At 73.4% G+C, this 24,209-nt stretch carries 28 protein-coding genes and 1 pseudogene; 14 read left to right on the forward strand and 15 right to left on the reverse strand.

Annotation, left to right across the window (positions count from 1 at the left end):
- Positions 1–200 precede the first annotated feature (200 nt).
- Positions 201–599 carry a MerR family transcriptional regulator gene (locus ACQRUO_RS10935; RefSeq protein WP_428315598.1) on the forward strand — a complete coding sequence of 133 codons (399 nt, stop codon included), beginning with the start codon at positions 201–203 and terminating at the stop codon, positions 597–599.
- Positions 600–626: 27 nt separating this feature from the next.
- Here the strand turns inward: ACQRUO_RS10935 and ACQRUO_RS10940 are convergent, their stop codons facing one another.
- From ACQRUO_RS10940 to ACQRUO_RS10955, 4 genes are all read right to left on the reverse strand, one after another.
- Complete coding sequence (locus ACQRUO_RS10940) at positions 627–1,661, reverse strand: zinc-binding alcohol dehydrogenase family protein (RefSeq protein WP_428315599.1); 1,035 nt, start codon at positions 1,659–1,661, stop codon at positions 627–629.
- A 56-nt stretch (positions 1,662–1,717) separates the two neighbouring features.
- Positions 1,718–2,518 (reverse strand): glycine betaine ABC transporter substrate-binding protein, encoded by an 801-nt coding sequence (locus ACQRUO_RS10945; RefSeq protein WP_428315600.1) that lies wholly within the window; start codon positions 2,516–2,518, stop codon positions 1,718–1,720.
- A complete protein-coding gene (locus ACQRUO_RS10950; protein ID WP_428315601.1) occupies positions 2,515–3,498 on the reverse strand; it encodes an alpha/beta hydrolase in 984 nt (327 codons plus the stop codon). Before ACQRUO_RS10950 ends, ACQRUO_RS10945 begins: the two co-directional genes overlap by 4 nt.
- A gap of 97 nt (positions 3,499–3,595) precedes the next feature.
- Entirely contained in the window at positions 3,596–3,892 is a 297-nt protein-coding gene (locus tag ACQRUO_RS10955; RefSeq protein WP_428315602.1) for a hypothetical protein, read from the reverse strand.
- 125 nt (positions 3,893–4,017) lie between these two features.
- On the opposite strand from ACQRUO_RS10955, the gene ACQRUO_RS10960 reads away from it, so the two are divergent.
- Both ACQRUO_RS10960 and ACQRUO_RS10965 read left to right on the forward strand, forming a co-directional pair.
- Complete coding sequence (locus ACQRUO_RS10960) at positions 4,018–4,944, forward strand: LysR family transcriptional regulator (RefSeq protein WP_428315603.1); 927 nt, start codon at positions 4,018–4,020, stop codon at positions 4,942–4,944.
- 219 nt (positions 4,945–5,163) lie between these two features.
- Positions 5,164–5,667: an N-acetyltransferase gene (locus tag ACQRUO_RS10965; protein ID WP_428315604.1), complete on the forward strand. Its 504-nt coding sequence runs from the start codon at positions 5,164–5,166 to the stop codon at positions 5,665–5,667.
- A 72-nt stretch (positions 5,668–5,739) separates the two neighbouring features.
- Here ACQRUO_RS10965 and ACQRUO_RS10970 read toward each other — a convergent pair whose 3' ends face one another.
- A complete protein-coding gene (locus tag ACQRUO_RS10970) occupies positions 5,740–6,201 on the reverse strand; it encodes an SRPBCC family protein (RefSeq protein ID WP_428315605.1) in 462 nt (153 codons plus the stop codon).
- Between the two features lie 282 nt (positions 6,202–6,483).
- Here ACQRUO_RS10970 and ACQRUO_RS10975 point away from each other — a divergent pair, with 282 nt between their 5' ends.
- Positions 6,484–8,409 carry a putative Ig domain-containing protein gene (locus ACQRUO_RS10975; RefSeq protein WP_428315606.1) on the forward strand — a complete coding sequence of 642 codons (1,926 nt, stop codon included), beginning with the start codon at positions 6,484–6,486 and terminating at the stop codon, positions 8,407–8,409.
- 116 nt (positions 8,410–8,525) lie between these two features.
- Here ACQRUO_RS10975 and ACQRUO_RS10980 read toward each other — a convergent pair whose 3' ends face one another.
- Together ACQRUO_RS10980 and ACQRUO_RS10985 are read right to left on the reverse strand one after the other, a co-directional pair.
- Positions 8,526–8,963 (reverse strand): nucleoside deaminase, encoded by a 438-nt coding sequence (locus ACQRUO_RS10980; protein ID WP_428315607.1) that lies wholly within the window; start codon positions 8,961–8,963, stop codon positions 8,526–8,528.
- Entirely contained in the window at positions 8,960–9,778 is an 819-nt protein-coding gene (locus tag ACQRUO_RS10985) for a TIGR03619 family F420-dependent LLM class oxidoreductase (RefSeq protein WP_428315608.1), read from the reverse strand. The genes ACQRUO_RS10980 and ACQRUO_RS10985 overlap by 4 nt, the downstream gene beginning before the upstream one ends.
- Before the next feature lie 93 nt (positions 9,779–9,871).
- On the opposite strand from ACQRUO_RS10985, the gene ACQRUO_RS10990 reads away from it, so the two are divergent.
- Positions 9,872–10,318, forward strand: coding sequence for an Lrp/AsnC family transcriptional regulator (locus ACQRUO_RS10990; RefSeq protein ID WP_428315609.1), 447 nt, complete (start codon positions 9,872–9,874; stop codon positions 10,316–10,318).
- Here the strand turns inward: ACQRUO_RS10990 and ACQRUO_RS10995 are convergent.
- Positions 10,276–11,040, reverse strand: a complete 765-nt coding sequence (locus ACQRUO_RS10995) for a DUF998 domain-containing protein (protein WP_428315610.1) — start codon at positions 11,038–11,040, stop codon at positions 10,276–10,278. The two genes, ACQRUO_RS10990 and ACQRUO_RS10995, sit on opposite strands and share 43 nt — an antisense overlap.
- Positions 11,041–11,071: 31 nt before the next feature.
- Positions 11,072–11,257 (reverse strand): hypothetical protein, encoded by a 186-nt coding sequence (locus ACQRUO_RS11000; protein ID WP_428315611.1) that lies wholly within the window; start codon positions 11,255–11,257, stop codon positions 11,072–11,074.
- 418 nt (positions 11,258–11,675) lie between these two features.
- Here ACQRUO_RS11000 and ACQRUO_RS11005 point away from each other — a divergent pair, with 418 nt between their 5' ends.
- Positions 11,676–12,740 carry an NlpC/P60 family protein gene (locus ACQRUO_RS11005; protein WP_428315612.1) on the forward strand — a complete coding sequence of 355 codons (1,065 nt, stop codon included), beginning with the start codon at positions 11,676–11,678 and terminating at the stop codon, positions 12,738–12,740.
- 43 nt (positions 12,741–12,783) lie between these two features.
- Here the strand turns inward: ACQRUO_RS11005 and ACQRUO_RS11010 are convergent, their stop codons facing one another.
- The 3 genes from ACQRUO_RS11010 to ACQRUO_RS11020 form a co-directional block, all read right to left on the reverse strand.
- Positions 12,784–14,754 carry a hypothetical protein gene (locus tag ACQRUO_RS11010; protein ID WP_428315613.1) on the reverse strand — a complete coding sequence of 657 codons (1,971 nt, stop codon included), beginning with the start codon at positions 14,752–14,754 and terminating at the stop codon, positions 12,784–12,786.
- A complete protein-coding gene (locus ACQRUO_RS11015; protein ID WP_428315614.1) occupies positions 14,751–15,332 on the reverse strand; it encodes an HAD domain-containing protein in 582 nt (193 codons plus the stop codon). Before ACQRUO_RS11015 ends, ACQRUO_RS11010 begins: the two co-directional genes overlap by 4 nt.
- Before the next feature lie 86 nt (positions 15,333–15,418).
- Positions 15,419–16,354 carry an NADP-dependent oxidoreductase gene (locus ACQRUO_RS11020; protein ID WP_428315615.1) on the reverse strand — a complete coding sequence of 312 codons (936 nt, stop codon included), beginning with the start codon at positions 16,352–16,354 and terminating at the stop codon, positions 15,419–15,421.
- 156 nt (positions 16,355–16,510) lie between these two features.
- Here ACQRUO_RS11020 and ACQRUO_RS11025 point away from each other — a divergent pair, with 156 nt between their 5' ends.
- From ACQRUO_RS11025 to ACQRUO_RS11035, 3 genes are all read left to right on the forward strand, one after another.
- Positions 16,511–16,912 (forward strand): winged helix-turn-helix transcriptional regulator, encoded by a 402-nt coding sequence (locus ACQRUO_RS11025; protein WP_428315616.1) that lies wholly within the window; start codon positions 16,511–16,513, stop codon positions 16,910–16,912.
- Between the two features lie 127 nt (positions 16,913–17,039).
- Positions 17,040–17,402 (forward strand): cupin domain-containing protein, encoded by a 363-nt coding sequence (locus tag ACQRUO_RS11030; RefSeq protein ID WP_428315617.1) that lies wholly within the window; start codon positions 17,040–17,042, stop codon positions 17,400–17,402.
- A 99-nt stretch (positions 17,403–17,501) separates the two neighbouring features.
- Positions 17,502–17,996: a MarR family winged helix-turn-helix transcriptional regulator gene (locus ACQRUO_RS11035; RefSeq protein ID WP_428315618.1), complete on the forward strand. Its 495-nt coding sequence runs from the start codon at positions 17,502–17,504 to the stop codon at positions 17,994–17,996.
- Positions 17,997–18,003: 7 nt separating this feature from the next.
- Here the strand turns inward: ACQRUO_RS11035 and ACQRUO_RS11040 are convergent, their stop codons facing one another.
- Positions 18,004–18,411, reverse strand: coding sequence for a DUF488 family protein (locus tag ACQRUO_RS11040; protein ID WP_428315619.1), 408 nt, complete (start codon positions 18,409–18,411; stop codon positions 18,004–18,006).
- 174 nt (positions 18,412–18,585) lie between these two features.
- Here ACQRUO_RS11040 and ACQRUO_RS11045 point away from each other — a divergent pair, with 174 nt between their 5' ends.
- Positions 18,586–19,527 (forward strand): LysR family transcriptional regulator, encoded by a 942-nt coding sequence (locus tag ACQRUO_RS11045; protein WP_428315620.1) that lies wholly within the window; start codon positions 18,586–18,588, stop codon positions 19,525–19,527.
- Positions 19,528–19,658: 131 nt separating this feature from the next.
- The gene (locus ACQRUO_RS11050; protein ID WP_428315621.1) at positions 19,659–20,570 is read left to right on the forward strand and encodes an MBL fold metallo-hydrolase; all 912 of its coding nucleotides are present in this window, start codon (positions 19,659–19,661) and stop codon (positions 20,568–20,570) included.
- 11 nt (positions 20,571–20,581) lie between these two features.
- Here ACQRUO_RS11050 and ACQRUO_RS11055 read toward each other — a convergent pair whose 3' ends face one another.
- Together ACQRUO_RS11055 and ACQRUO_RS11060 are read right to left on the reverse strand one after the other, a co-directional pair.
- Positions 20,582–21,073, reverse strand: a complete 492-nt coding sequence (locus ACQRUO_RS11055) for a GNAT family N-acetyltransferase (protein ID WP_428315622.1) — start codon at positions 21,071–21,073, stop codon at positions 20,582–20,584.
- A gap of 89 nt (positions 21,074–21,162) precedes the next feature.
- Complete coding sequence (locus ACQRUO_RS11060) at positions 21,163–22,524, reverse strand: aminopeptidase C (protein WP_428315623.1); 1,362 nt, start codon at positions 22,522–22,524, stop codon at positions 21,163–21,165.
- Between the two features lie 242 nt (positions 22,525–22,766).
- Here ACQRUO_RS11060 and ACQRUO_RS11065 point away from each other — a divergent pair, with 242 nt between their 5' ends.
- The 3 genes and pseudogenes from ACQRUO_RS11065 to ACQRUO_RS11075 all read left to right on the forward strand — a co-directional run bounded on the left by ACQRUO_RS11065 (position 22,767) and on the right by ACQRUO_RS11075 (position 24,198).
- Entirely contained in the window at positions 22,767–23,267 is a 501-nt protein-coding gene (locus ACQRUO_RS11065; RefSeq protein ID WP_428315624.1) for a MarR family winged helix-turn-helix transcriptional regulator, read from the forward strand.
- Positions 23,268–23,298: 31 nt separating this feature from the next.
- Positions 23,299–23,406, forward strand: a pseudogene (locus ACQRUO_RS11070) (MarR family transcriptional regulator); the annotation flags it as partial.
- A 126-nt stretch (positions 23,407–23,532) separates the two neighbouring features.
- Positions 23,533–24,198, forward strand: a complete 666-nt coding sequence (locus ACQRUO_RS11075) for a rhomboid-like protein (protein ID WP_428315625.1) — start codon at positions 23,533–23,535, stop codon at positions 24,196–24,198.
- Positions 24,199–24,209 lie beyond the last annotated feature (11 nt).

The following is a 24,209-nucleotide window of genomic DNA, read 5'->3' on the forward strand; positions in this document are numbered from 1 at the left end:
CCCCCCCCCCCCCCCCCCCCCCCCCCCCCCCCCCCCCCCCCCCCCCCCCCCCCCCCCCCCCCCCCCCCCCCCCCCCCCCCCCCCCCCCCCCCCCCCCCCCCCCCCCCCCCCCCCCCCCCGCCGTGGGTCCTACCGTCCCCCCGGGGGTCGGGGCCCGTGGAGACTGGAGCCGACTCCGGACCACGTCATACGCTGATCGGATGGAATCACCGGAAACCCTGGCCACCGCGACCCTGAGCATCGGTCAGGTCGCCGCCCGCACCGGCCTGAGCGTCCACGCACTGCGCTTCTACGAGCGCGAGGGCATCCTGGCCAATCCCGTCCAGCGCGAGGTCGGCGGCCGGCGCCGCTACACCGAGGGGGACGTCGAGTGGCTCAACCTCTGCATCGTGCTGCGGGCCTCCGGCATGCCCGTACCGGAGATCCGCCGCTACACCGAACTGGCCCGCAGCGGCGCGGGCACCGAACCCGATCGCCTGGCGCTGCTGCGCGAGCACGAGGAGCGCGTCCTGGGACAGATCGCGGACCTGCAGCGGTGCCTGGACATCGTGCGGTACAAGGTGGCGGTGTACGAGGACCACCTCGGGCAGCCGGTGTAGGTCTCGGACCCGGGGTGGGGCGGGCGGTCAGAAACCGGTCAGGGTGGTCTTGCCGATGGCGGTGCCGGACTCCAGGACGCGGTGGGCCGCGCGGAGGTTGGCGGCGTTGATCGGCCCGAGGTCCTGGGTCGCCGTGGTGCTGATCAGTCCGGCGTCGACCAGCCGTGCGACCTCGGTGAGGATGCGGTGCTGCATGACCTGGTCGGGCGTGCGGAACATCGAGCGGGTGTACATGAACTCCCAGTGGAACGAGATGCTCTTGGCCTTGAGCGCACCCACGTCGAGGGCGTCGAAGTCGTCGATGGCGACGATCTGCCCGAACGGGTTGAGCACCTCGGCGTAGGCGGCCAGGTGGCGATCGGTGCCGGCGGTGCCGAAGACGTGGTCCACCCCTTCCGGCGCGACCTGCGCGAGCTGCGGCACCAGCGCCTGCCGGTGGTCGACCACGTGGTGGGCGCCCATCCGGCGGGCGAACTCGGCGCTCTCGGGTCGGGACGCGGTGCCGATCACGGTCAGACCGGTCAGCGCCCTGGCGAGTTGGGTGACGATGGCTCCGACCCCTCCCGCGGCGGCGGTGACCAGCAGGGTGCCGGACGGCGCCAGGACGCCGTGCTGCAGGCCCAGGCGTTCGAAGAGACCCTCCCAGGCGGTGAGCGAGGTCAGCGGCAGGGCGGCGGCCTCGGTGTGGGAGAGGGTGGCCGGCTTGGGGCCGACCAGTCGCTCGTCGACCACGTGGAAGCGGGAGTTGGCGCCGGGCCGGTCCAACGCCCCGGCGTAGTAGACCTCGTCGCCCGGCCGGAACAGGGTCACCCGGTCGCCGACCCCGACCACGGTGCCCGCGGCGTCCCAGCCGAGCACCCGCGGCTCGCCGCCCGGGTCGGCGTTCTGCCGGACCTTGTAGTCCACGGGGTTGACGGCGACGGCCGCCACCCGGACGAGCAGGTCGTGGGGAGCGGGCTCGGGGACCGGCAGTTCGACGTCCTCCAGGCTGGCGGGGTCGTCGATCGGGAGGCTGCTGCGGTAGGCGACGGCGGGCATCGTGGTGGCCGGGTGCGGGCTCATGGTGGCTCCGGGAGGGGCGTCGGATCGGTTGGTGTGCAGGGTGGGGCGGGGGCGGGCTACCGGACCAACTGCGGGTGGGCGGCGAGGTAGCGGTCGGCGGCGGCCAAGGGGGTGAGGCCGTCGGCGTTGATCCAGCCGTCGAGTTCCTCGACGCCGTCGTTGCCCAACCGGAGGGCGTCCAGGCGGGCGAGTGCCTGCGGGTGGATGCGTGCGAGGCTCGGTCGGTGGATGACGGGCGCGGCCGCGTCGACGGTGCCGAGCAGGCCTTCGGGCTCGGTCAGCGCGCGCAGGTCGTGGCGGCGGTTGAGGTACTGCGGGCGCCACAGCGGGATCACGAACCACTCGCGCTCGGCGATCCCCCGCTCGACGCGGGCGATGAAGCCCGCCTCGGTGCCGGGGGTGAAGGAATAGCCGGCGCGGTCGAGTCCGTAGGCGGTGACCATCCGGGCGGAGAAGCGGCTGATCCCGGCGCCGGGGTTGATGCCGTCGATGGTGCGCGTCATCCGGGCGGCCACCTCGGGGCGGGCGAGGTCGGCGACCTCGCGCACCGCGTCGACCGGCACGTAGGGCGGCACCGCCCACACGCAGTAGGGGTGGTAGTGCGGTGCGAGCAGGTGCGCCCGGTCCCGGTAGGCGGACAGGTAGCCGCCGTGGCTGGAGGGCAGCCAGGCCGAGACCAGCACGTCGACCTCGCCCTCGGCCTGGAGCCGGAAGAGCTGCTCGTGCGGCGCCTCGACGCTCTCGACCCGGTGGCCGTGGGCCTCCAGGACGCGTCGGATGACGGCCGCGGTGGCGCGGTGGAAGGACAGGGCGATGGTGCCGACGGTGATGGTCGGACCGGCGGTGGGCGTGTTCACGGGGTCTCCTTCGACGGATGGAGCGCCTCGCGCAGCGTCGAGACGAGCTGTGCGAGGGCGGCCCGGGCGGCACCGGTCTCGCGCAGCGCGTCGAGGACGGCGAAGGCATGGATCGTGCCCTGGTAGCGCACGCAGGTGACCGGCACGCCGGCCGCGCGCAGCTTCGCGGCGTAGGCCTCCGCCTCGTCCCGCAGCGGGTCCGCCTCGGCGGTGATCACCAGCGCCGGTGGCAGACCGGCCAGTTGGTGGGGTTCGGCGTTCAGCGGTGCGGCGGTGGGCTCCAGCCGCCGAGCGGGGTCGGGCACGTACTGCTGCCACAGCCAGCGCAGGTACTCGGCGCTCTGGAAGTAGCCCCGGGCGAACTGCCGGTAGGAGGCGGTGTCGCAGTCCGCCGACAACGGCGGGTGGAGCAGCACCTGGTGACGGAAGGGGCGGACGCCGTGCTCCGCGGCCAGCAGGGTCAGCGCCGCGGCCAGGTTGCCGCCCGCGCTGTCGCCCGCCACCGCCGTGCGGCTCGGGTCCAGCCCGTGGGCGCGGCCGCGGTCGACCACCCAGCGGGTCGCCGCGAGGGCCTGCCGCAGGGCGGTGGGGTAGGGCGCCTCGGGGGCGAGGTCGTAGTCCACGAAGACCACGGCCGCGCCCGCTCCCACGGCCAGCTCCCGGACCAGCCGGTCGTGGCTGACCGTGCTGCCGGCGACCCAACCGCCGCCGTGCAGGTAGAGGACCACCGGCAGCGCAGCCGGGCCGGGGGCGACGGGACGGACCAGCCGGATCCGGACCGCACCGTAGGCCTGGGGCAGGCACAGGTCCTCCACCTGGGCGTCGGGGCGCTGGACCGGGCCGGACTGGGCCAGGTCCAGCCGGGCGCGCAGCTCCGTGAGCGGCAGCCCGCGCGGGTCGGGCCCGACCGCCACCTGGTCGGCGAGCGCCCGGGCGGCCGGGTCGAGGACCGGGGCCGCCGGCTCGGACGGATGGGGCATGGGAGGCTCCTCCGGGCTTCTGAGGGTCTGGGTCGGTGGGCGTCCGCCGCACGGCCGGGCACCCGGGATCGGCGGTGCCCGGCCGTGCGGCGGTTCGTCAGTGCTGCGGCAGCTGCAGCGGAACCAGCGGGATGACCGACTCGGTCTCGATCAGTCCGGCCGCGACCGCGGGGAAGGTCTCGATGATCCCGCGCGCGGCCTCGACCGTCGGGGCGTCCAGGACCAACGCCGCACCGACCAGGTCCGCGCGGTGGTAGCCGTGCACGATCACTCCCTGGTCGACCAGCTCGGCGGCCCGGGCCAGCTCGGCGTCGATGACCTTCGCGAAGTCCTCCTCGGTGGCGTGCGGCGCCGCCTTGAACACCGCGAGAACGGCGCAGGACTCGTTCGACATGGGACAGCTCCTTGCTCGGGTCGGCGAGGGCTCGGTATCGCCCTCGCCGGGCGTGCCCCCATCCTGCGAGCCGGGCCGGTCATGCGTCCAAGGACTGTTTCCTATGAAACAGATAAGCTGAGCGCATGCCCACGCTGCGACAGCTCGAGTACCTGGTGACGATCGTCGACGAGGGCTCCTTCACCCGCGCCGCCGAACGCCTGCACATCACCCAGCCCGGCCTCTCCCACCAGTTCCAGGCGCTGGAGCGGGAGATCGGCGGCCCGCTGCTGGAGCGCCTGCCCCGCACCGTGCGCCCCACCCCCGCCGGGCGGGCGATGCTCCCGCACGCCCGCGCGGCACTCGCCGAGGCCCAGCGCGCCACCACCGCGGCCCGCCGCGCCGCCGGCCTCGCCACCGGCGAGCTCCACCTCGCCACCCTCTACTCCATCAGCCACGGCCTGCTGCCCGCCGCCCTGGGCAGCTGGCGCCGGCGCCACCCGGGCGTGCGGGTCCGCCTCTTCGAGCACCGCCGCACCGAGGACCTGGCGGCAGCCATGAGCGCCGGGCAGGCCGACATCGCCGTCGGACCGCCGCCGCCCGGCTGGGAGGGGCAGGTCCGCCACCTCGGCACCGAGGAGTTCCTCGTCGTGAGCCACGCCGACGACCCCGCGGGTGCCTGCGCCGACGCGCCCCGCGTCCGCCTGGCCGACCTCGCCGAGCGCGAATGGGTGCACTACACCCCCGACAGCGGCTTGGCCGCCATCCTCGACCAGGCCTGCGCCGCCGCCGGCTTCCGCCCGCAGGTGTCGGTCCGCACCGAACAGGCCCCCGCCGCGGCCAACTACGCCGCCACCGGCCTCGGGCCCACCCTGGTCCCCGCCAACACCATCCCGCCCCACTACACCGGCGTCGTGCTGCGCCCCGACCCCCCGGTCACCCGCCCGCTGACCGCCTACACCCGCACGACCCCCGACCCCGTGGCGGCCGCCTTCCTCGACATCCTCGCGGACCAGGACCTGCTGACCCCTCGTCACATCAGGAGGCGCCTGCGCGCGGCCGCCGGGGACTGATCACCACGGCCGGCGCTGCGCCGGCCGCCCGGACAGCGCACACCGGGGACGCGCCTGTTCGACGGACGGACCCACCGCCGAGACCGCCCACAACAACGTGCGGCAGGAGATATCCACCATGGTGTCGTTCGACGACGGATGACCGCACCGCCCTGGCCGGGCCCGCCGCCGCGGAAAATCCGAGGACCAGGCGCTCGTGCGGTGCTACGGTCGGGCGCCATGAGCTGGCTCCCCGATGACTTCGTCCACCCCGTCCTGGTGCCGCTGCCCGGCGGCGGCCATCACCTGCGGCCGATCCGGGAGGCGGACACCCCGCTCGACTACCCGGCCGTGATGGGCTCGCGCGAGCGGCTGTGGACCATCTTCGGCCCGGCCTGGGGCTGGCCGGCGGCCACCATGACCTACGAGGCCGACCAGGCCGACCTGTTGCGGCACGAGAAGGAGATCGCCGCGCACCAGTCCTTCAACTACGCGCTGTTCGACGCGGCGGAGACGGCGCTGCTCGGCTGCGTGTACGTCGACCCGCCGGAGCGGGCCGGTGCGGACGGCGAGATCTCCTGGTGGGTGGTGGACGAGCTGGTGGGCAGCGAGGTCGAGCAGGCCCTGGACGCGCTGGTGCCGCAGTGGATCGCCGCCGACTGGCCGTTCGCGCGGCCGCGCTTCCTCGGCCGCGAGATCTCCTGGTCCGACTGGCTCGCCCTGCCGGGGCCCACGGAGGCCTGACCCCCGGGCCCCGCACCGGACGCGCGGAGCCCCCGTCGACCCGCCCGGTCGACCCGCCCGCGGCGAGTGCGCCTACCGGACGGCCGCGTCGCCGCCGCCTGCCGCATCGCCCTCCAGCAGCTGCTTCAGCCGCAGGTGGTTCTTCGGCAGTTCCTTGCGCACCGAGGGCCGGACCACCAGCGGGGCCAGCACCTTGCCGATGCCGTGGGTCTCGAAGTCGAGCGACATCGTCACCCGCGAGCGCCGCCCGTCGTCCAACGGCTCGATCGTGGTCACCGCCTTCGGGCGGACCGGCCCGTCGAGGCCGTGCGCCCGGAAACTGCGCGGCGGGCTCAGCTCGTCGATCTGGGTGGTCATGGTGATCTGCCGGTTGCCGACCCGGCGGGTGACGGCCGTCTTGGAGCCGACGTGCGGCGCGGCCCGGTCCTCCGGGCGGACCGAGACGACGCTCTCCTGCCACTCGGCCATGTGCGTCGGGTCGGTCACGTAGGCGAAGACGTCCTCGGGGGGACGCGAGATCTCGATGCTTGACATGATCGCGGACATTGCAGCTCCCTCATTTCGGGACCTACCTGAATGATCCCACCATCGCCACCGCAGAGCCGAACGGACCGCGGCCGGCAGCGACGGGCCGCGGTGAGCAGAGGTGAACGAGGGCGCACCCAGGTGACCACCTGCCACGCCGAGACGTCCACGTACTGTCAACCCCCGTGAGGAAAAGGGAAGTTCATCCGCCATTCGGCGACAGACGTCTTGTGTGGACATCGTCAACTGCGGGACAGTGACGACCACCACCCGCCCCTCCGAGGAGAATCCGTGCGTCTGCCACGCCTCGCCACCGGTCTCGCCGCCACCATCGGCCTGCTCTGCGGGCTCGCCGGCACCGTCAGTCCCGCAAGCGCCGCCACCACCGCGGCGGTGCAACCCGCCGCGGTGCAGTCCGCCGCGCTGCAGTCCACTGCCACGGCCTCCGTACCGCGTCCCGACCACGTCGTGGTGGTGCTCTTCGAGAACACCTCCCAGAGCTCCATCGTGGGCAACTCCCAGGCCCCGTACTTCAACCAGCTGGCCGGCTCCGGCGCGAACTTCACCAACTCGTTCGCGATCGAGCACCCCAGCGAACCGAACTACCTGGACCTGTTCTCCGGCTCCAACCAGGGGGTCACCGACGACTCCTGCCCGCACAGCTTCAGCACCGACAACGAGGGCGCCGAGCTGCTCGCCAAGGGCCTGACCTTCAAGGGCTACTCGGAGGGCCTGCCCTCGGTCGGCTCGACCGTCTGCACCTCGGGAGAGTACGCGCGCAAGCACGTGCCGTGGACCAACTTCACCAACGTGCCCGCCTCGGACAGCGTGCCGTTCAGCAGCTTCCCGACCGACTTCACCCAGCTGCCCACGGTCTCCTGGGTGATCCCCAACCTCTGCGACGACATCCACGACTGCTCGATCTCCACCGGTGACACCTGGCTGAAGACCCACCTGGACGCCTACGTGCAGTGGGCCAAGACCCACAACAGCCTGCTGATCACCACCTTCGACGAGGACGACAGCACCGGCCCCAACCAGATCGCCACCTTCTTCGACGGGCAGCAGGTCAAGCCGGGCGCCTACAACGAGCAGATCAACCACTTCACCGTGCTGCGCACCATCGAGGACATGTACGGGCTGCCGTACGCCGGTGCCGCCGCCCAGGCCACGCCCATCACCGACGCCTGGAACACCGGCACCACCGGCAGCGTCAGCGTCACCGCGCCCGGTAACCAGACCGGCACCGTCGGCACCGCCGCCTCCCTCCAGATGCACGCCACCGACACCGCCGGCGGCACCCTGAGCTACGCGGCGAGCGGCCTGCCGGCCGGCCTGTCGATCAACGCCTCCACCGGCCTGATCAGCGGCACCCCGACCACCGCCGGCACCGCCAACGTCACGGTCACCGCCACCGACAGCACCGGCCCGTCCGGCAGCACCACGTTCGGCTGGACCGTCAACCCGGTCAGCACGGGCAACACGGTCACCGTGGCCAACCCGGGCAAGCAGACCGGCACCGCCGGCACCGCCGCCAGCCTGCAGATCAGCGCCACGGACTCGGCGAGCGGCCAGACCCTGAGCTACGCGGCGAGCGGCCTGCCGGCCGGCCTGTCGATCAACGCCGCCACCGGCCTGATCAGCGGCACCCCGACCACCGCCGGCACCGCCAACGTCACGGTCACCGCCACCGACAGCACCGGCGCGAGCGGCAGCACCACGTTCGGCTGGACCGTCAACCCGGTCGCCACAGGCTGCCCCTCACCCGGTCAGCTGCTCGGCAACCCCGGCTTCGAGACCGGCAGCGCCGCACCCTGGACCGCCACCGCCGGCGTGATCAACAACGACATGACCAGCGAGCCCTCGCACAGCGGCAACTGGGACGCCTGGCTGGACGGTTACGGCTCCTCGCACACCGACACGCTCGCCCAGACCGTCACCATCCCGGCCGGCTGCAAGGCCGCGTTCAGCTTCTGGCTGCACGTCGACACGGCCAAGACCACCGGCACCGCCGATGACACGCTCACCGTCACGGCCAACGGCAGCACCCTGGCCACCTACTCCAACCTCGACGCCAACAACGGCTACACGCAGGAGAACCTCGACCTGTCGGCCTACGCCGGCACGAGCGTCACGCTGACCTTCACCGGCGTGGAGAACTCCTCCCCCGACCAGACCAGCTTCGTCGTCGACGACACCGCGCTGAACGCCTCCTGATCGACCCAGCGCCTCAGCAGCTCAGCACCCCAGCGCGCCGGGGTCGTGCCCGCTCCAGGGCCCGGCCCCGGCCGTTCGTCGTCCGGCGGGGCGTCCGGCAGCACCCCGAGCGGTCCTCAACTCGGGTGGTAGTAGCCGTCGATGGGGACGCGGGCCTCGTCGAACAGGGCCGGGCCGTCCTGCGGGACCGTCGGCCAGGCACCCGACGGCGGGTTGAGCTCGACGAGTTGCTCCGTGGAGAGCGCGTAGACGACCCGGCCGATGCCGGAGCGGACGATGCCGCCGGCGCACATTCCGCACGGCTGGCAGCTGGTGTAGAGGGTGGTTCCCGCGGCCGTCCGCGGGTCGAGTTCGCGGGCCGCCCAGCGGGCCAGTTTCAGTTCCGGGTGGGCCGTGATGTCGTCGTCGCGCCGCACCGTGTTGTGCGCCTCGGCGAGGACCGTGCCGTCCGGGCCGGCCAGCAGCGAGCCGTACGGTGCGTCGCCCAGCGCGACGGCACGGGCCGCGAGGTCGATCGCGCGGCGCAGCAGCGGTTCGTCGGCGGTAGTGATCACGAGGCCGTCCTCCAGTGGGTGGCCACCTCGGTGAGGGCCCGCCAGGCCGCGTGCGGGCGGCGGGTCTCGTCCGGGTCGCCGTGGTAGGGGTCCAGGACGACGGTCTCGGCGCCGAGCAGGCGGAGTCGGTCGAGGTCGTCGAGGATCTGGTCGATGCTGCCGACGCCGGCAGGCCGTTCGGGGTCGTCGCCCGGGGCGCCGGTCAGCCGCAGGGCGATGCGGGGCGCGAACCCCGGCAGGGCGTGGTCCGCCAGGACCTCGCTCATCCGGGCCAGCGGGAGCCGCAGCGGGTGCCAGGCGTCCCCGAAGCTGACGGCCCGACGGAGCGCGGCCGGGCTGTGGCCGCCGATCCAGAGCGGGATCGGGGCGGCGCCGTCCTCGGCCGCGGTGCGCCAGGCGTCCCGCAGGGTGGCCAGGTACTCGTCGGTCAGCCGGCCGCGCGCGGTGAAGGGCACGCCGAGCGCGTCGAACTCCTGACGGGCCCAGCCGACGCCCACGCCGAGGACGAGCCGGCCGCCGCTGAGCCGGCTGAGGTTGCCGGCCATCCGCGCCACCAGCAGTGGGTGCCGGTACGGGAGGACCAGCACGGTCGTGCCCAGCCGCACCCTGGTGGTGACGCCGGCCAGCCAGGACAGCGTGGTGAACGGCTCGTGGAACGGCTCCGGGTACCGCTCGGCCACGTCCGGGGTGACGACCACGTGGTCCGAGACCATGAGGAGGTCGTAGCCGAGGCCTTCGGTGATCCGTGCCCAGTCGCGCAGCACGCCGGGATCGGTGCCCGGTCCAAAGTTCGGTACGTTGACGCCAAGTTGCATGGTCCGAGGCTATCCCGGTGATCTTGGCAGATGGAACAGTATCTTCCCGGTGCTGAAGGCTGTCTCCCGTCATTCTTCCGGTAGATTCGCGGTATGACCGTGAATCTCGACGAAGTCGACTGGGCGATCATCGGACAGCTGCAGCGGGAGGCCCGGATCTCCCTCAGCGAACTGGGGCGACGGGTGAACCTCAGCCCGTCGGCCACCACGGAGCGGGTGCGGAACCTGGAGTCGGCGGGCGTGATCACCGGCTACCACGCGGTGGTGGACCTGGCCAAGGTCGGCTACCCCGTGCTCGCCGTCGTCCGGCTGAAGTACCCGGGCAACCGCCACCAGCCGCTGCACCAGCTGCTCACCGAGCGTCAGGAGATCCTGGAGTGCCTGCGCACCACGGGCGATGACTGCTACACCCTGAAGGTGGCCGCGGCCTCCATGGAGCACCTGGAGAAGCTGGTGGACGAGCTGGCCGGTTTCGGCAGCACCACCACCAACGTCGTCTACAGCCAGACCCTGCCGTACCGCGGACCGGAGCGGTCCTGACCGACGATCGCGGTTCTGACCGACGATCCGTCAGAGGCCGAGCAGCCTCGTCGTCCACGCCCGCTGCTCGGCGGTGTCCGGGACCGGGTTCCGAGGGCCAGCAGGACCGTACCGGTCGAGGCGGCGAGCGCGAGGACCCGCTCCGCGTAGCCGCCGCCGTCGCGTCCGTGCAGTCCCATGAAGGCGGTCACCCCGACGAACATCACCGGGCTGAAGGCCAGCGCCAGGCCCGCGCGGCCCTGCCAGGCCGGGCGGGCGCGGAACTGGACGGCCAGGACGGACGGGGTGATCACCATGATCGGGAAGGTGAGGGTCGAGATCGCCAGGTGCGCCACCGCGTGCCAGGAGCCCGAACCGAAGCTCTGCGAGCACCCGGGGTCGGCGGCCCGGCAGTCCAGCCGGAAGAAGACGTCCCAGATGTTGTCCAGGCCGAGCGGCGAGGCGGCCACCAGCCAGGCCCCGGCGGGCCGCCGACCGCCGGGGCCGGCCAGCGCCGGGCCCAGCGCGAAGATCGCGAAGGCGATGGTGAGGGCGCCGGCGATGCCCTGGGCGGTGAGCACGGTCCACGGGTGACTCGCCGTCAGCGCGCCCAGGTCGCTGATGCCGTCCGCGGAGACCCGGTAGCCCCGCTCCTCGGCGAGGCCACCGAGCAACCACGAACCCGTGAACAGGGCCTGGGCGGCGACCGCACCCCAGACCAGAATCGATCGTGCGCTGCTCATCTCGTTCCCTCGCCCGGTCCGTGCCGACTGGTCAGTCGTGGTCCAGGACGCCGGGGTCCGGCACTGCGGCGCACGAGTACTCGACGATCGCGTTCAGCGGCGAGTAGTAGTCGTCGGCGTTCCGCGCCTCGCCGTCCGCCTTCTTCGCGTAGGCGGCCGGCCGCCGGTCGCGGGCGTTCTCGGCGAGGTCGGCACAACGGCGCAGCAGTGGTGACACTCGGGGTTCCTCTCCGGGAGCCGGGACGGCAGTTCCGATCGGGATGGCGGAGCCGATACGGCAGGGGCCACTGTTCCGGCCGTTCAGGAGCACCCGGGCGACCATGGTGGTGGCAGCCCTCGACAGCCGTCGTCAAACCTGGGGTGGAGCCGGCGGTAAACCTGTGCGGTACGCGGTCCGGGGGCGGAGCGCGGCCGGGACCGCGGCGGGGCACGGCCGGTACCGCGGCGGCACACGAGCGGTACCGCGGCCGGTCACTGAAACGAACTCAACAAATCCGCTTGACCTGCACGTCACCCGCCCGGGGGCGAGTGGCCCGATCTTCGGAGAAGAAGTATGGTCGGACGTCAAGTCACTCGTCCGGCCGACTCACTCGACCGAGCGACCCCTCGGGAAGTATCGGGAAGAAGGAGCCGCCGTGGCGACCCACCGCCGTCCGAAGCAACCGAGTCAGGCCCGGGTCGCCGTGCTCACCTTCGCTGCCGCGGCCACGGTCGTGCTGTCCGCGCAGAGCGCCTGGGCCGATCCGTCGACGAACACTCCCGCGCCGTCCGTCGATGACGTCAAGACGCAGGTCGACGGTCTGAACTCGCAGGCGGAGAAGGCCACCGAGCAGTACGACGGCGCCAAGGAGAAGTCGGACGGGCTGCGCCAGCAGGCCTCCCAGCTCCAGGACGAGGTGGCCCGCACCCAGTCGCAGGTGGACCAGCTGGAGCAGGGGCTGGCCTCGGTGGCCGGTCAGCAGTACATGCAGGACGGGCTCGACCCGTCGATCCAGCTGATGCTCACCGCCAACCCGGGCGGCTACCTCGACCAGGCCGCCACCCAGCACCAGGCGAGCATCAGCGAGGCCGAGGCGCTGAAGGCGCTGCAGCAGGCCGAGCGCACCCTGAACCAGCAGAAGCAGGACGCTGCGACCACGCTCGCCCAGCTCGACACCACCACGGCCTCGCTGAACGACGCCAAGTCCCAGGTGCAGTCCAAGCTCCAGCAGTCGCAGGCGCTGCTCAACTCGCTCACCGCCAGCCAGCGGGCCGCCGTGCTGGCGGCCCAGCAGCAGGAGGACGGCGGCGAGGTCTCCCGCAGCAGTTCCCGGGCCAGCCTGGCCGGCCTGCCGCAGGCCTCCGGCCAGGCGGGTTCCGCGGTGCAGGCCGCGCTCTCCCGGATAGGCGACCCCTACAAGTGGGGTGCCACCGGCCCGGGCTCCTTCGACTGCTCGGGTCTGATGCAGTGGGCCTACGAGCAGGCCGGCATCCAGCTGCCGCGCACTTCCGAGGAACAGGCGTCGGTGGGCACCTCGGTACCGAGCCTCGCCCAGGCCCAGCCCGGCGACCTGGTGATCTACAACGCCGAGGACGGCTACGAGGGCCACGTGGGCATGTACATCGGCAACGGCGAGGTGGTGCACGCCCCGCACACCGGCGCCAACGTGCGGATCATGCAGGCCAACGCGCTCCCGATCGCCACCATCCGCCGGGTCTGACCGACGCCGCCGGGGAACGCGGGCCCGTCGGACGTGATCCCCCTCAGAGGTGATCGGGGTCCGGCCCGAGGGCCCGGTCGATCAGGGCGCGCAGTTCCTGGTCCTGCAGGATCATCGGGTAGCCGCTCTCCGTGGACAGGCGCCGGTCCGACTGCCGCACCGTCAGCAGCGCGCGGCGGATCACCGGGCCCGGCTCGCCCATCCCGATCAGGGCGTGCAGCGCGTCACGGAAGAGGCCGAACCCGTCGCCGCCGTCGGCGACCGCCACCACGAACTCCTCCAGCACCGGCCTGCTCGCCTCGGGCCGGCCGGTGATCGACCAGAGCGTGATCGCCGCGCTGAGGCGCAGCCAGGGCGCGCCGCTCTGCAGGGCGGGCCGGATCCGGTCAGCGTAGCGGGCCGCGTCGGGACCGAAGCGGGCCAGGGTGCCGAGGGGTCCGTAGCCGGGGGCCTCGGCCGTCAGCACCGCGTCGCCGACCAGGCGCAGCGCCGCCGCGCGATCTGCGCTGAGGTACGCGGCGGTCCAGGCCACCGACTGGTGGTTGCCGGGGTAGTCCAGGACCTGGCAGGTGCGCAGGGCGGGCTCGGCCGAGGCGGCGAGGGGTCCGAGCGCTTGCAGGATCCCGATCACGTACATCGAGGTCCAGGTGTCGGCGAGCAGCGGCAGCAGGTCGGGCAGGGCCGGCGCCGCGTCCTCGCCCCAGGCCTTCAGTGCCTCGAGGAACGGCCGGGTGGCACCGCCCCGGGCCCCGCCCTGCCGGATCGCCTCCCGGATCTCGGGCAGCAGGACGTCCGCGTGGGCTCGCAGCGGGGTCAGCACGTCGGTGACGTCCGGCCGCCGGGGGTCGCTGTTCGCGTAACCGCGGCCCGGTTCCTCCTCCTGCGCGCGGAGTTGCCCGATCAGGCCCGGCAGGCCGCGCGGGTCGCCGATCCGGGTCAGGGCCCAACGCGCGATCGCGCCGACCGTTCCGTCGAGGAGTTCGGCGGCCGCGTCGTCGTCGAGCAGCGCCACCAGCCGGTCTGCGTACGGGGCCGCCGCCGGGCCGAGCGCGGCGAGGAGGTTCGCCGCGCGCAGCCGGACGGGGCCGTCCGGATCGGTCAGCAGCCCGCCCGCCAGCGGCAGCAGGGCGGCTTCCACGGAGCGCCGTTCGGTGAGCAGCCGCCACGCCAGGTCCAGGGCCTCCCGGCAGAGCAGCACGTCCGTGGTGCGCTGGGCCGTCTCGATCAGCCGGACGGCGAAGGAGAGTTCGGCCTCCGGCTGGTGCGCCAGGGTCCGGGCCGTCCAGTGGACCAGGTCCTCCCGGGTGAAGGGGGACTCGACGTCCGGGGTGTACCAGACCTCCTCGAACCGCGGCCGCAGCGCGTGCTCGGTGTACACCTCGACCAGCCGGTCCAGTTGCCGCACCGGCAGGTCGTGGTCGAACTCCGCCGAGGCGTGCACGGCGGCGAGCCACAGCACCGGGTCGTCCCCGCCGAGCACCGCCGCCAGCACGGCCCGTGCCGCATCGACGGCATCCCGGTCCGCCGCCGGGTCGGCCGCGGCCGTGCCGAGGGCGAGCAGCAGTGCGACGCGCACCGTCGGGTCCGTCTCCGTCCACCACCGCTCCAGCAGCCGCACGATCCCGGCCGCGAGGGGGATCGCCGCCCGCCGCACCGCCGGGTCCGGATCCGCGAGCAGCGCCCAGGCCCCCGTCCAGTCCTCGCCCGCCAGGGCCGGTGCCTGCATGGCCACCAGCAACTCCGCCAGGGTGACCCGAACTCCCATCGCCGGGTCGGCGGCGAGCGCCACCACGAACGGCAGGGCCGCCGCCGCTGCGGACGGCGTCCCGCTCCCCTCCGGCGTGACGAGGGAGTAGAGGGGGTAGGTGTCCTCCTCCGTCGCCTGCGCCCCGGCGGCGGCGAGCAGGCGCAGCGTCCGCGGTATGTCCTCGACGGGATGCATCGGATGCGAGGTCTCGAGCCCGTCCCACCCCACGGCATCCAGCGCCGCCTCGAACGCGCCCATCACCGTCATCCCGTCACCCGCCGGTACCGTACCCGGTCCAACGCGCCCGCCAACGGAGCCTGGCGCGGCGGACGCGACAGCAGCCGGTCCACGTGGTGGCGTTCGAGGCCCTGCGTCGCGTCGATGGGCAGCAGCAACCGATCGCGCCGGAACAGCGAGTTGCGGACCAGGCGGAACGGCATGACGTCGTCCAGCCAGGCGAAGGGCCGACCGTTCGCCTGACGCAGCAGCGGGGCCCACTTGGCGCCGGAGAGCAACTCCATCAGCCGGATCCGGGGGTCCCCCGGCTGCGGTCGGTACCCGGCGAACCGCACCACCGGCAGCCGGGGCAGGCCGAGCAGCGGTGCGAGGTGCTGGTTGGCATCCTCCTCCCAGGTGGTGGCCCAACACAGTTCGTAGACCTCGGCCAGCTCCCGCAGCCACTGCCCGTGGTCCGGGTGCAGCAGCACCCGGAAGCCGAGCACGGTGTGGGCCTCGTAGTCCGTCGCCGGGTGCGGGTCGGCCGGGTTGAGCACGCCGTCGACGTCGAGGAAGAGCAGCGGTTTCATCGCCGCCCCCGCGGTCCGCTCCCGCTCGCTCGTCCCCACGCTGGCTCCCCCTCGTCCCCCGACGGCCACGCGCGGTGTTGCGTGCGGTGACCGTCACCGTACCCGAACGATGATCACCGCGCGGCTCAGGGCAGCAGGACCAGCCGCCCGCGCACCCCGCCCTCGGCCAGGCGGTGGTGTGCTGCCGCGGCCTGGTCCAGCGGGTAGGTGTCGGCCACGCGCAGGGTGAGCCGGCCGGTCCCGGCGCGGGCGGCGAGCTCGGCCAGTTGGGCCGTGTCCGGCCGGACCCAGACGTTCTCGCTGCGGATGCCGCGTTCCGGCTCCGGTGCCGCGCCGCCGCGGACCGCGACCAGCGCGCCGCCGTCCCGCACCGCGGCCAGCAGCGCCGCGCCCAGCACGGCCGTGTCCAGCACCCCGTCCACGCCGTCGGGCAGCACCGCCCGGACCGCCGCCGCGATGTCCGCGCCGCGCGGCACGAAGAACTCGGCGCCCAGGCCGCGCACCAGCTGCTCGTCCGCTGCGCCGGCCTGCGCCACCACCCGCAGGCCGCGGGCGGCGGCCAGTTCGACCGCGAAGGCGCCGACGCCGCCCGCCGCACCGCTGATCAGCACCGCCGCACCGGCGGGCAGGTCGAGCAGGTCCAGGCCCTGCCAGGCCGTCAGGCCGTTCAGCGGCACGGTCGCGGCCTGCTCCGGCGCGACACCGTCCGGCGCCGGGGCGACCGCGTCCACCCCGAGCACCACGTACTCGGCGTAGGCCTTGCTCGCCTGCTCCAGGCCCGCCGACATGCCGATCACCCGGTCACCGACGCGGTAGCCGCCGACCCCTTCGCCGACCGCGTCCACCTCGCCGGCCGCGTCCCAGCCCAGCCCGAGCTCGGGCAGGTCCCGGTGCAGGCCCAGCGCCGCCAGGCCGCCCTTGCGGGTCTCCTCGTCCACCGGGTTGACCACCGCGGCGCGGACCCGGACCCGCAGCTCGCCCGGCCCCGGCTCGGGCAGCGCCACCTCGGCCAGCTCCAGCACCTCGGGACCGCCGTACGACCGCACCACCACTGCACGCATCTCTCGCTCCATCAGTTCGTCAGCTCGTCCGCCCCGCGGACCCGTCCCCCGGGGCTCGCCCCCGGGGTGCTCCCCATCCTGCTGGTGCTACTCTCCATCAGGAAGTAGGCACCTGAAAGTGCGTTGACCGCACCAAGGAGAGCAGGGAGAGCCGCGATGGCGACCACCATGACCGCCGCCCAGCGTCGCGAGGAGGCCAAGCAGGCCTACGACGCGATGCTCGCCGCCTGCCCCAGCCGGCAGGTGCTGGACCGGATCAGCGACAAGTGGGTCAGCCTGCTGCTGGTCGCCCTCGCCGACGGCCCGCAGCGCTACAGCGACCTGGCCCGGCGGATCGCCGGCGTGAGCCAGAAGATGCTCACCCAGACCCTGCGCACCCTGGAACGCGACGGGCTGGTGGTCCGCACCATGACGGCCGCGGTCCCGGTCCGGGTGGACTACGAGCTCACCGACCTGGGCCACGGACTGCGCCCGCTGGTGGCCGCCGTCAAGGTCTGGTCGGAGGCGAACTTCGAGGCGATCGAGGCCGCCCGGCAGCGTTACGACGCCCGGGACTGAGACCGCACGGACCACCGGGCAGGCGCGGGCCGCGGGTGGCAGCCACGCGCCCGGCCGCACCGGATGCAGGCGTGGGGGTTTCGGCGAAGGATGGAGGTAAGTGAAGACCGACCTTGGAGTGTGTGACATGGCTGGTCTGGTTCGCAAGAGTCTGGACTCGCCCGAGGAACTCCGCCCGTTCGAGGACGGCAAGGGCGAGCTCGCCGTGGTCAACCTCGACGCGGGGGCGGTCGGCCGGGCGGTGTTCGAGCCCGGGTGGCAGTGGTCCAAGCACGTGAAGCCGATCGCGGGGACCGAGAGTTGCCAGGCGGCCCACATGGGTTACTTCATCTCGGGCCGCATGAAGATCGTCATGGACGACGGCGAGGAGATGGAGTTCGGCCCCGGCGACTTCATGATCTGCCCGCCCGGCCACGACGCGTGGATCGTCGGCGACGAGCGGTGCGTGGTGATCGACTGGCAGGGCTTCGCCGACTACGCGCGGCGCTGACCGCCGGTCCGCACCGGGACGGAGCCACCGATCCGCACCGGGACGGAGCCGCAGCCGGCGGGGTCGGCTGCGGTGTTGGGCTGCGATATAAAGAACCGCATGGCAGAGCACGGGAGCGACGACCTCGCGCAGGACACGACCGAGGTGATCACGGCGGTGATGGCCGCCTCGCGGCTCTTCGTCGCCCTCTCCGCCCGAGCCCTGGCCGACACGGAGAGTTCGCTGAGCGTGCCCCAGCTGCGCACGCTGGTGGTGCTGCGCAACCTGGGGTCGGCCAAGCTCGCCGTGCTGGCCCAGGCGCTGGGCGTCAATCCGTCCAGTGCGATGCGGTCGGTCGACCGGCTGGAGGCGATGGGCCTGGTGGACCGTCAGGTCAACGCCGACAACCGCCGGGAGGTGGTGCTGAGCCTGACCGCGGAGGGGCGGCGGCTGGTGGACCGGGTGCTGGAGGACCGGCACCGCGAGGTCGCGAAGATCGTCTCCCGGCTCTCCCCGGACCGCCGGGCCGCACTGGTGGAGGCGTTGACGGCCCTGACCGCCGCGGCGGACGTGCCGGCCGTCGACCCGCTGACGGACGTGCCCTTCGTGCCCTGACGCCCGCTCAGGCCCCGCTCCCCCGCAGGCCGAGCCACGCCTGCAGTCCGTCCGGCTCGGGCGACCCGCACAACCCGCGCAGGCCATGCAGCTCGTGCAACCGCCGGGTCACCACCACCGCGTGACTGCGGGCCGGGTCGCGCTCGGCCACCTGGAGGATCAGCGACCGCTGTCCGGCGGCCGCCAGCAGGCCGTGGAGCTCGGCGGCCCGTTCCGATGCCCCGAGCACCTCGCGCTCGTAGCGCGCCAGGTACTCGGCGAACCCTTCGGGACACTCGGCGTACCAGCAGCGCAGCGCCACCGAGGGGGCCAGCGCGGGGAGCCAGAGATCCGGCCGGTGGGCGCCCCTGGCCAGCGGGATCGGCAGCCGCCGCTCCAGCAGGACCCGCAGGACCGGCCGACCGCCACCGGACACGCGGGGCCCGTGCAGGTGCACCGCTGAGCATCGTCAAGGAGTACATCGAGAACCAGAAACGGCCCATCCGACTGTCACCCGAAGCCGCAGGGAACTCCGCCGTTTCGCGGCTCCGGGCCGAGGAGCGCATTCCCGTCCGGCCCGAACGCCAGGATTCCCTGCGAAGATCAAGGGATGGAACTTCGTCAGTTGCGGTACTTCGTGGCGGTGGCCGAGGAGCTGCACTTCGGCCGGGCGGCCGAGCGGTTGACGATCGTGCAGTCGGCCGTCAGCCAGCAGATCGCCCGGCTGGAGCGGGAGCTGGGCGTCGAGCTGTTCGACCGCTCGGCGCACCGGGTGCGGCTGACCGCGGCGGGGGGCGCCTTCCTGCCCGGCGCGCGGGAGGTGTTGGCGGCCGAGCAGCGCGCGCTGGACCTGGTCGGCGGCTTCGTCGCCGCCCGCGAGACCGTGCTGCGGATCGGGACGAGCCGGGGCATGGGCCTGCGGCTGGAGCGGGTGTTGGAGGTGCTGGAGCGGAACGCGCCCGGCGTCCGGGTGGAGTTGGCGTCCGCGGCGCCGGAGGAGCGCCTGCGGCGGGTCGCCGAGCGGGAGTGGGACGCGGCCTTCGTGCGCGGGGAGGTGGCGGCGCCGGACGGGGTGCGGCAGATCCCGGTGTGGCAGGAGGAGCTCCTGGTCGCGCTGCCGGCCCGGCACGCGCCGGCCGGGGTGACGGCCGTGGACCTCGCGCAGTTGGCGGAGCTGCCGCTCCACCTGACGGCCCGCCGGAACAATCCGCCGCTGGTGGACCTGGTGCTGGGGGCCTGCCGGGACGCCGGTTTCGAGCCGGTGCCCGGGCCTCCCTACAGCTCGCTGCAGGACACCCTGGCGGCCCTGGGCGCCGGGGTGGCCGGCTGGACGGTGGTGTACGCGGTCCACGCCGACCAGGTGCGCAGCGGTCGGGTGGCCTTCCTGCCGGTGCGTTCCCCGGGCGGCGGACCGGGTGCCGGGGAGGGCGGCGCCGGGTCGGCGCTCTCGCTGCCCACCGTGCTGGCCGTGCCCGCCGCCGCCCTCCCCGAGCGCGTGAACCCACTGCTGGCGGCCTGCCGGGCGGCGGCCCGCGACGATCGCGATTCGTGATCGTCAGCACCGCGAGCTGCTGCTGGCGCGCGGGCGGCGGAACGAGTGGACTGGACCCTGCGGTCACCGCCACCGCTCAGGCCACACCGCCGACACCGCCGACCCCACTCCCAGAGCTCAGGAGCACGACCATGACGAGCACCACGACGGGCCGGGCCACCGGCCGCACGCCGCTGACCGAGCGGCTGCGCCGACCGGCGGTGACACGATCCCTGCAACTCGGCGACACCAAGGTCACCTACGTGCCGGACGGCGCGGTGGAGCTCAACGCCCGCGGCTGGTTCCCGCGCAGCACGGACGCGGACTGGGCCGCCCGCCCCGAGTACCTCGACGACCGCGGCAACCTGGTGGCGGGCATCGGCGCCCTGCTGGTGGAGCACGGCGACCGGGCGCTGCTGATCGACACCGGCTTCGGCCCGCAGTCGATCCCGGCCCAGCCCGGCAATCCGCGCGGGGCCATCCACGGCGGTGCGCTGCTCGACAACCTGGCCGCGCTGGGCCGCCCGCCGGCCGACATCGAGGCCGTCGCCATCACCCACCTGCACCTGGACCACATCGGCTGGGCCTGGCAGCCCGCCCCGGGCCGCGAGCTGCCCGCGTTCGCCGGGCGGGACCTGCTGGTCGCCGCAACCGAGTGGGAACACCGCCACCTGCTGGCGGCGCGCGGCATCACCGACCAGGTCCTGCAGGTCATGGCCCCGCAGGTGCGCACGGTCGTCGACGGCGAGGAGATCTTCCCGGGGGTGCGCACCCTGCTGACCCCCGGGCACACCGCCGGGCACGCCTGCTACGTCATCACCGGGGGCGGCGAGCGGCTGATCGCCTTCGGCGACGCCATGCACTCGCCGCTCCAGGTGGACCACCCCGAGTGGTCGGCGGCCGCCGACCTCGACCCCGACCGGGCCGCCGAAGAACGCCGGCGGCTGGTGGCCGAGTTGGCCAGGCCGGGCACGATCGGCTTTGGCGTGCACTTCGCGGACGTGGTCTTCGGCCGGGTCCAGCCGGACGGGGACGGGCCCGCCTGGCGGCCCGTCGCCGGCTGAACGGCACCGGACTACTCCACCGTCAGCGCCAGCCGCCAGTCGTTCGAACGGATGAAGTGGCCCGGCGGGTACTCGAACTCGCAGTCGCCGACCAGCTCGAAACCCGCCTTGCGGCAGACCGCGTTGGAGGCCGCGTGGTGGATCGACGGGAAGGCGTGCAGCCAGGCACGGTCGCCGTCCCGGGCCGCGCGGGCGGCGCAGAGCCGCAGCGCCTCGACCGCGAAGCCGCGGCCCTGGTGGTCCGGGAGGATGCCGTACCCGGTCTCGTAGCACGGCTCGCCGTCGTGCTCGGTGCTCCAGTAGCCGACCGAGCCGACCACCTCCCCCTCCAGCAGCACCAGGAACATCTGGCCGCCGCCGAGCTCGAGGTAGCGCTGGTGCCGGCGCTGGACCTGCTCGGCCGTCTCCGGCCCGCCGAGGTGCTCGGTCAGCTCGCGGGTGTTCTGCCGGTGGAGCAGGGCGAGCCCCTGTTCGGACCACGGGGCCAGGATCAGTGATGTCATGGTCGACACGATAGGACGGCGGTCGGACAACGGGCCGCCGCCGGGGTTCCGGGGCGGCCCCGGTCAGTCGGTGTCCGGGGCCGCTCCGGTCAGTCGGCGAGGGAGCCCATCGGGTCCCAGGCGGGCAGGACGATCGGCGGCTGGTCGAGGGCGGCCACCAGGTCCGGCGGCAGCGCGGAGCGCCGGACTGCGATCTCGAAGACGTGCTCACCGAACCACGAGTCGTTCATGGTCCAGAAGCCCCGGTCGGCCTTCTCCTCGCCCCAGCTGTTCTCCACCCGCCAGCGGCGCGGCGCGCCGTCCACCAGGTCGACGCCGGTGAACAGCATCGCGTGGGTCATCCGGGTCTCGTGGTGCAGCAGTCGGTCGGCCTTGTCCATGGTGAAGGGGGCGTCGTACACGGCGGCGTAGTCGAAGAGGGCGGCGTCCCAGACGCCGGCGTCCGCGCGCATCATCTTCTTCACGTCGCAGCCGAACCAGACCGGCTCGCCGCCGACGATCGACTCCATGGCCAGCCGCTTCAGCAGCTCCATCGGCACGTTGAGGTAGACCACCGGCGGGGCGTCCACGACGTTGCCCAGGTACTCGACGGTGAAGGTGCGGCCCACCGGGCTGGTCGCCCGCGGGTCGTGCACCAGGCAGACGTACTCCGTCAGCGGGAGCTGCACGTACGCGGCGGCGAACTGCGCCGGGGTGAGCCAGCCGTCGCGGTGGAACTCCCGGTTGCGGTCCTCCCACTGCCACAGGAAGCGCTGCGGCGGCGTGCCGAGGTGGATGCTGATCACCCGGTGGACGGCGGCCAGCACCTCCCGCTTGGTCTTCCGCTGCGCCTCGACCCCCTCGCCGGCCTGCCCGCGCAGGTCCCGGGCGCCCTGGCGGAGCAGGGTCCGCAGCGCCCGGTTCATCGCCCGGGTCGAGGAGGAGCTGTCGGTCTCCGGCATCGCGGACTTGGGGACCAGGCCGTGCTTGGCGACCAGCGCCACGAACATGTTCCACTGCCCGCCGTCACCGATCGGGTTGGCCAGCAGGTGCGCCACCGTGCGGTCGTCCACCGGCCGGTCCGCGGTCTCGATGACCGCCTCCAGGAAGCGGTTCGCCCGCTCGAACTTGTCCCACCAGAGCAGGTGGTTCTGGGAGAACTCGAAGTCCTTCACGCCGAGCTTGCGGGCCGCGCCGACCCGCAGCAGGTTGAGCCCGGCGAACAGCCAGCAGCGCCCGCTCTGCTTCTGGTTGGTGGCCCGCCAGTCGTCCAGGTGGTGGGAGACCGAGTGGTCCGTCCCGGTGAGGACCCGCCGGTCCAGGGCGATGTCGTCCACCGGTGTGCCGGTGACGGCGTTCTGCATCAGCCGGTTCGCCGGTCGGGCGGCGAACTCCTCCTCGAAGCTGCGTATCTGATCCAGGGTCAGCGACCGGTCCATGGCCTGGCGGGAGTCGTCGTTTCCGAGGGTCACAGCAGTCTTCCTCCACGGCCGGCGGTTCGGAGCTGGATCACTTCCCCACCGTCGCACGGCCGTTCAGCGACCGTCAACGGATCCGACCGCAGGCCGGACCTGGGGGTGCCGGCCGAGGCCGGGCCGTCCGCCGCGGCGGACGCCGAACTGCGCTCCATCGCCGACCTGGTGACAGCGCAGCGGGAGCTGTGGCACGGCGGCGAATAGTAGTCATGGACATAGTAGCCATGTACGCTATTTCCATGAGCAAGGGTGCACCGGGCGCCACGCCCGGCTTCCTGGTGTGGCGGCTCGCCAACAAGTGGCGCGTCGCGGTCGACCGCGCGGTGGCGCCGCTGGGCCTCACCCACGCGCAGTACTCGCTGGTCGCGTCGCTGCACGGGATGCAGCGGGCCGGCGAGCGGCCCAGCCAGCGCCGACTCGCCGACCACACCGGCCTGGAGGCGCTGTACGTCTCGAAGTTGGCGCGCGCCCTGGAGGCGGCCGGCCTGATCGAGCGGACCCGCGACCCCCGCGACCCGCGGGCCGTCCAGCTCGGCCTCACCGAACAGGGCCAGGCGGTCACGCGGCAGGCCATCGCGGTGGTCCAGGAGCTGCTGCAGCAGTTGCTGGAACCGCTCGGCGGCCTCGACGCCCCGCGGACGCGCGCCTTCACCGAGGAGCTGACGACCCTGCTCGACGCACCGCTCGCGCCACCCGTACCGAGCCATGAGAGCACTCAGTCCAGGGGGACAACACCATGACCAGCACCGGATCCACCGCCGCCGTCACCGCGCCCGCATCTGGGCCGGGATCCCGGCCGAGGACCTGGCCGCCGCCGGCCGGGTGCTCGCGCTGGTCACCGAGCGCGCCGACGCGGAGCTCGCGGCGCTGACCGCCTGACCTGCCCGACCGCCCGACCGCCCGACCCACCATTTGATCAGCGCACGGTCCGAGCCCCGGGGCCGCACCCCGGGGCCACGCCCCCGCGTCACGGTCTCCCGGCAACGACCCTCACGAGGCTCACCCATGCTCCGTCCCCTGCTGCTCGCCCTGCGGAACTACCCGAGGCGAGCACCGGTGACCTTCGGCTACCTCTGCCTGCTGCTGCTCACCCACCTGCTGGTCGAGCAGGTCCTGCCGAGCGCCCGCGCCGCCGCCCTGCTGCAGTACGTCAGCACCAACCTGCACAACCTCGGTGACCACCCGGTCGCCGCGCTGCTCGGCAGCGCACTCTTCTTCGACGGCACGCTGACCGACGTGCTCTCCCTCGGCTTCGTCGGCACCACCATCACCCTGGGCCTGGGCATCGGCTGGTGCCTGGCCCGCCTGGAGACCCGCCGGGGCGCCCGTACCGCCTTCGGCGCCTTCCTCACCGGACACGTCGTGGCGACCCTGCTCACCGCGGGCGTCATCCAGCTGGCACTGCGCCACGGCTGGTACTCCCCTGACGTGCGCCACACCCTCGACTACGGCATCAGCTACGGCTCGCAGACCGTGATGGCGCTCGCCACGGCCACCCTCCCCCGCCGCGCCCGGCTGCCCTGGGCGGCGTTCGTGCTGCTCTGGCCGTTCGGCGGCCTCGACTGGTCGGGGCCGCTCCCCGACTTCACCACCGTCGGCCACCTGTTCGCCGCCCTCCTCGGCTTCGCCCTCATCCTGGTGCCCAGCGCCGACAGGTCGTCAGGCGACTGAGGACGCACGCC

Origin of the sequence: Kitasatospora sp. LaBMicrA B282, assembly GCF_050325825.1 — a bacterium.
Lineage (GTDB): Bacteria > Actinomycetota > Actinomycetes > Streptomycetales > Streptomycetaceae > Kitasatospora.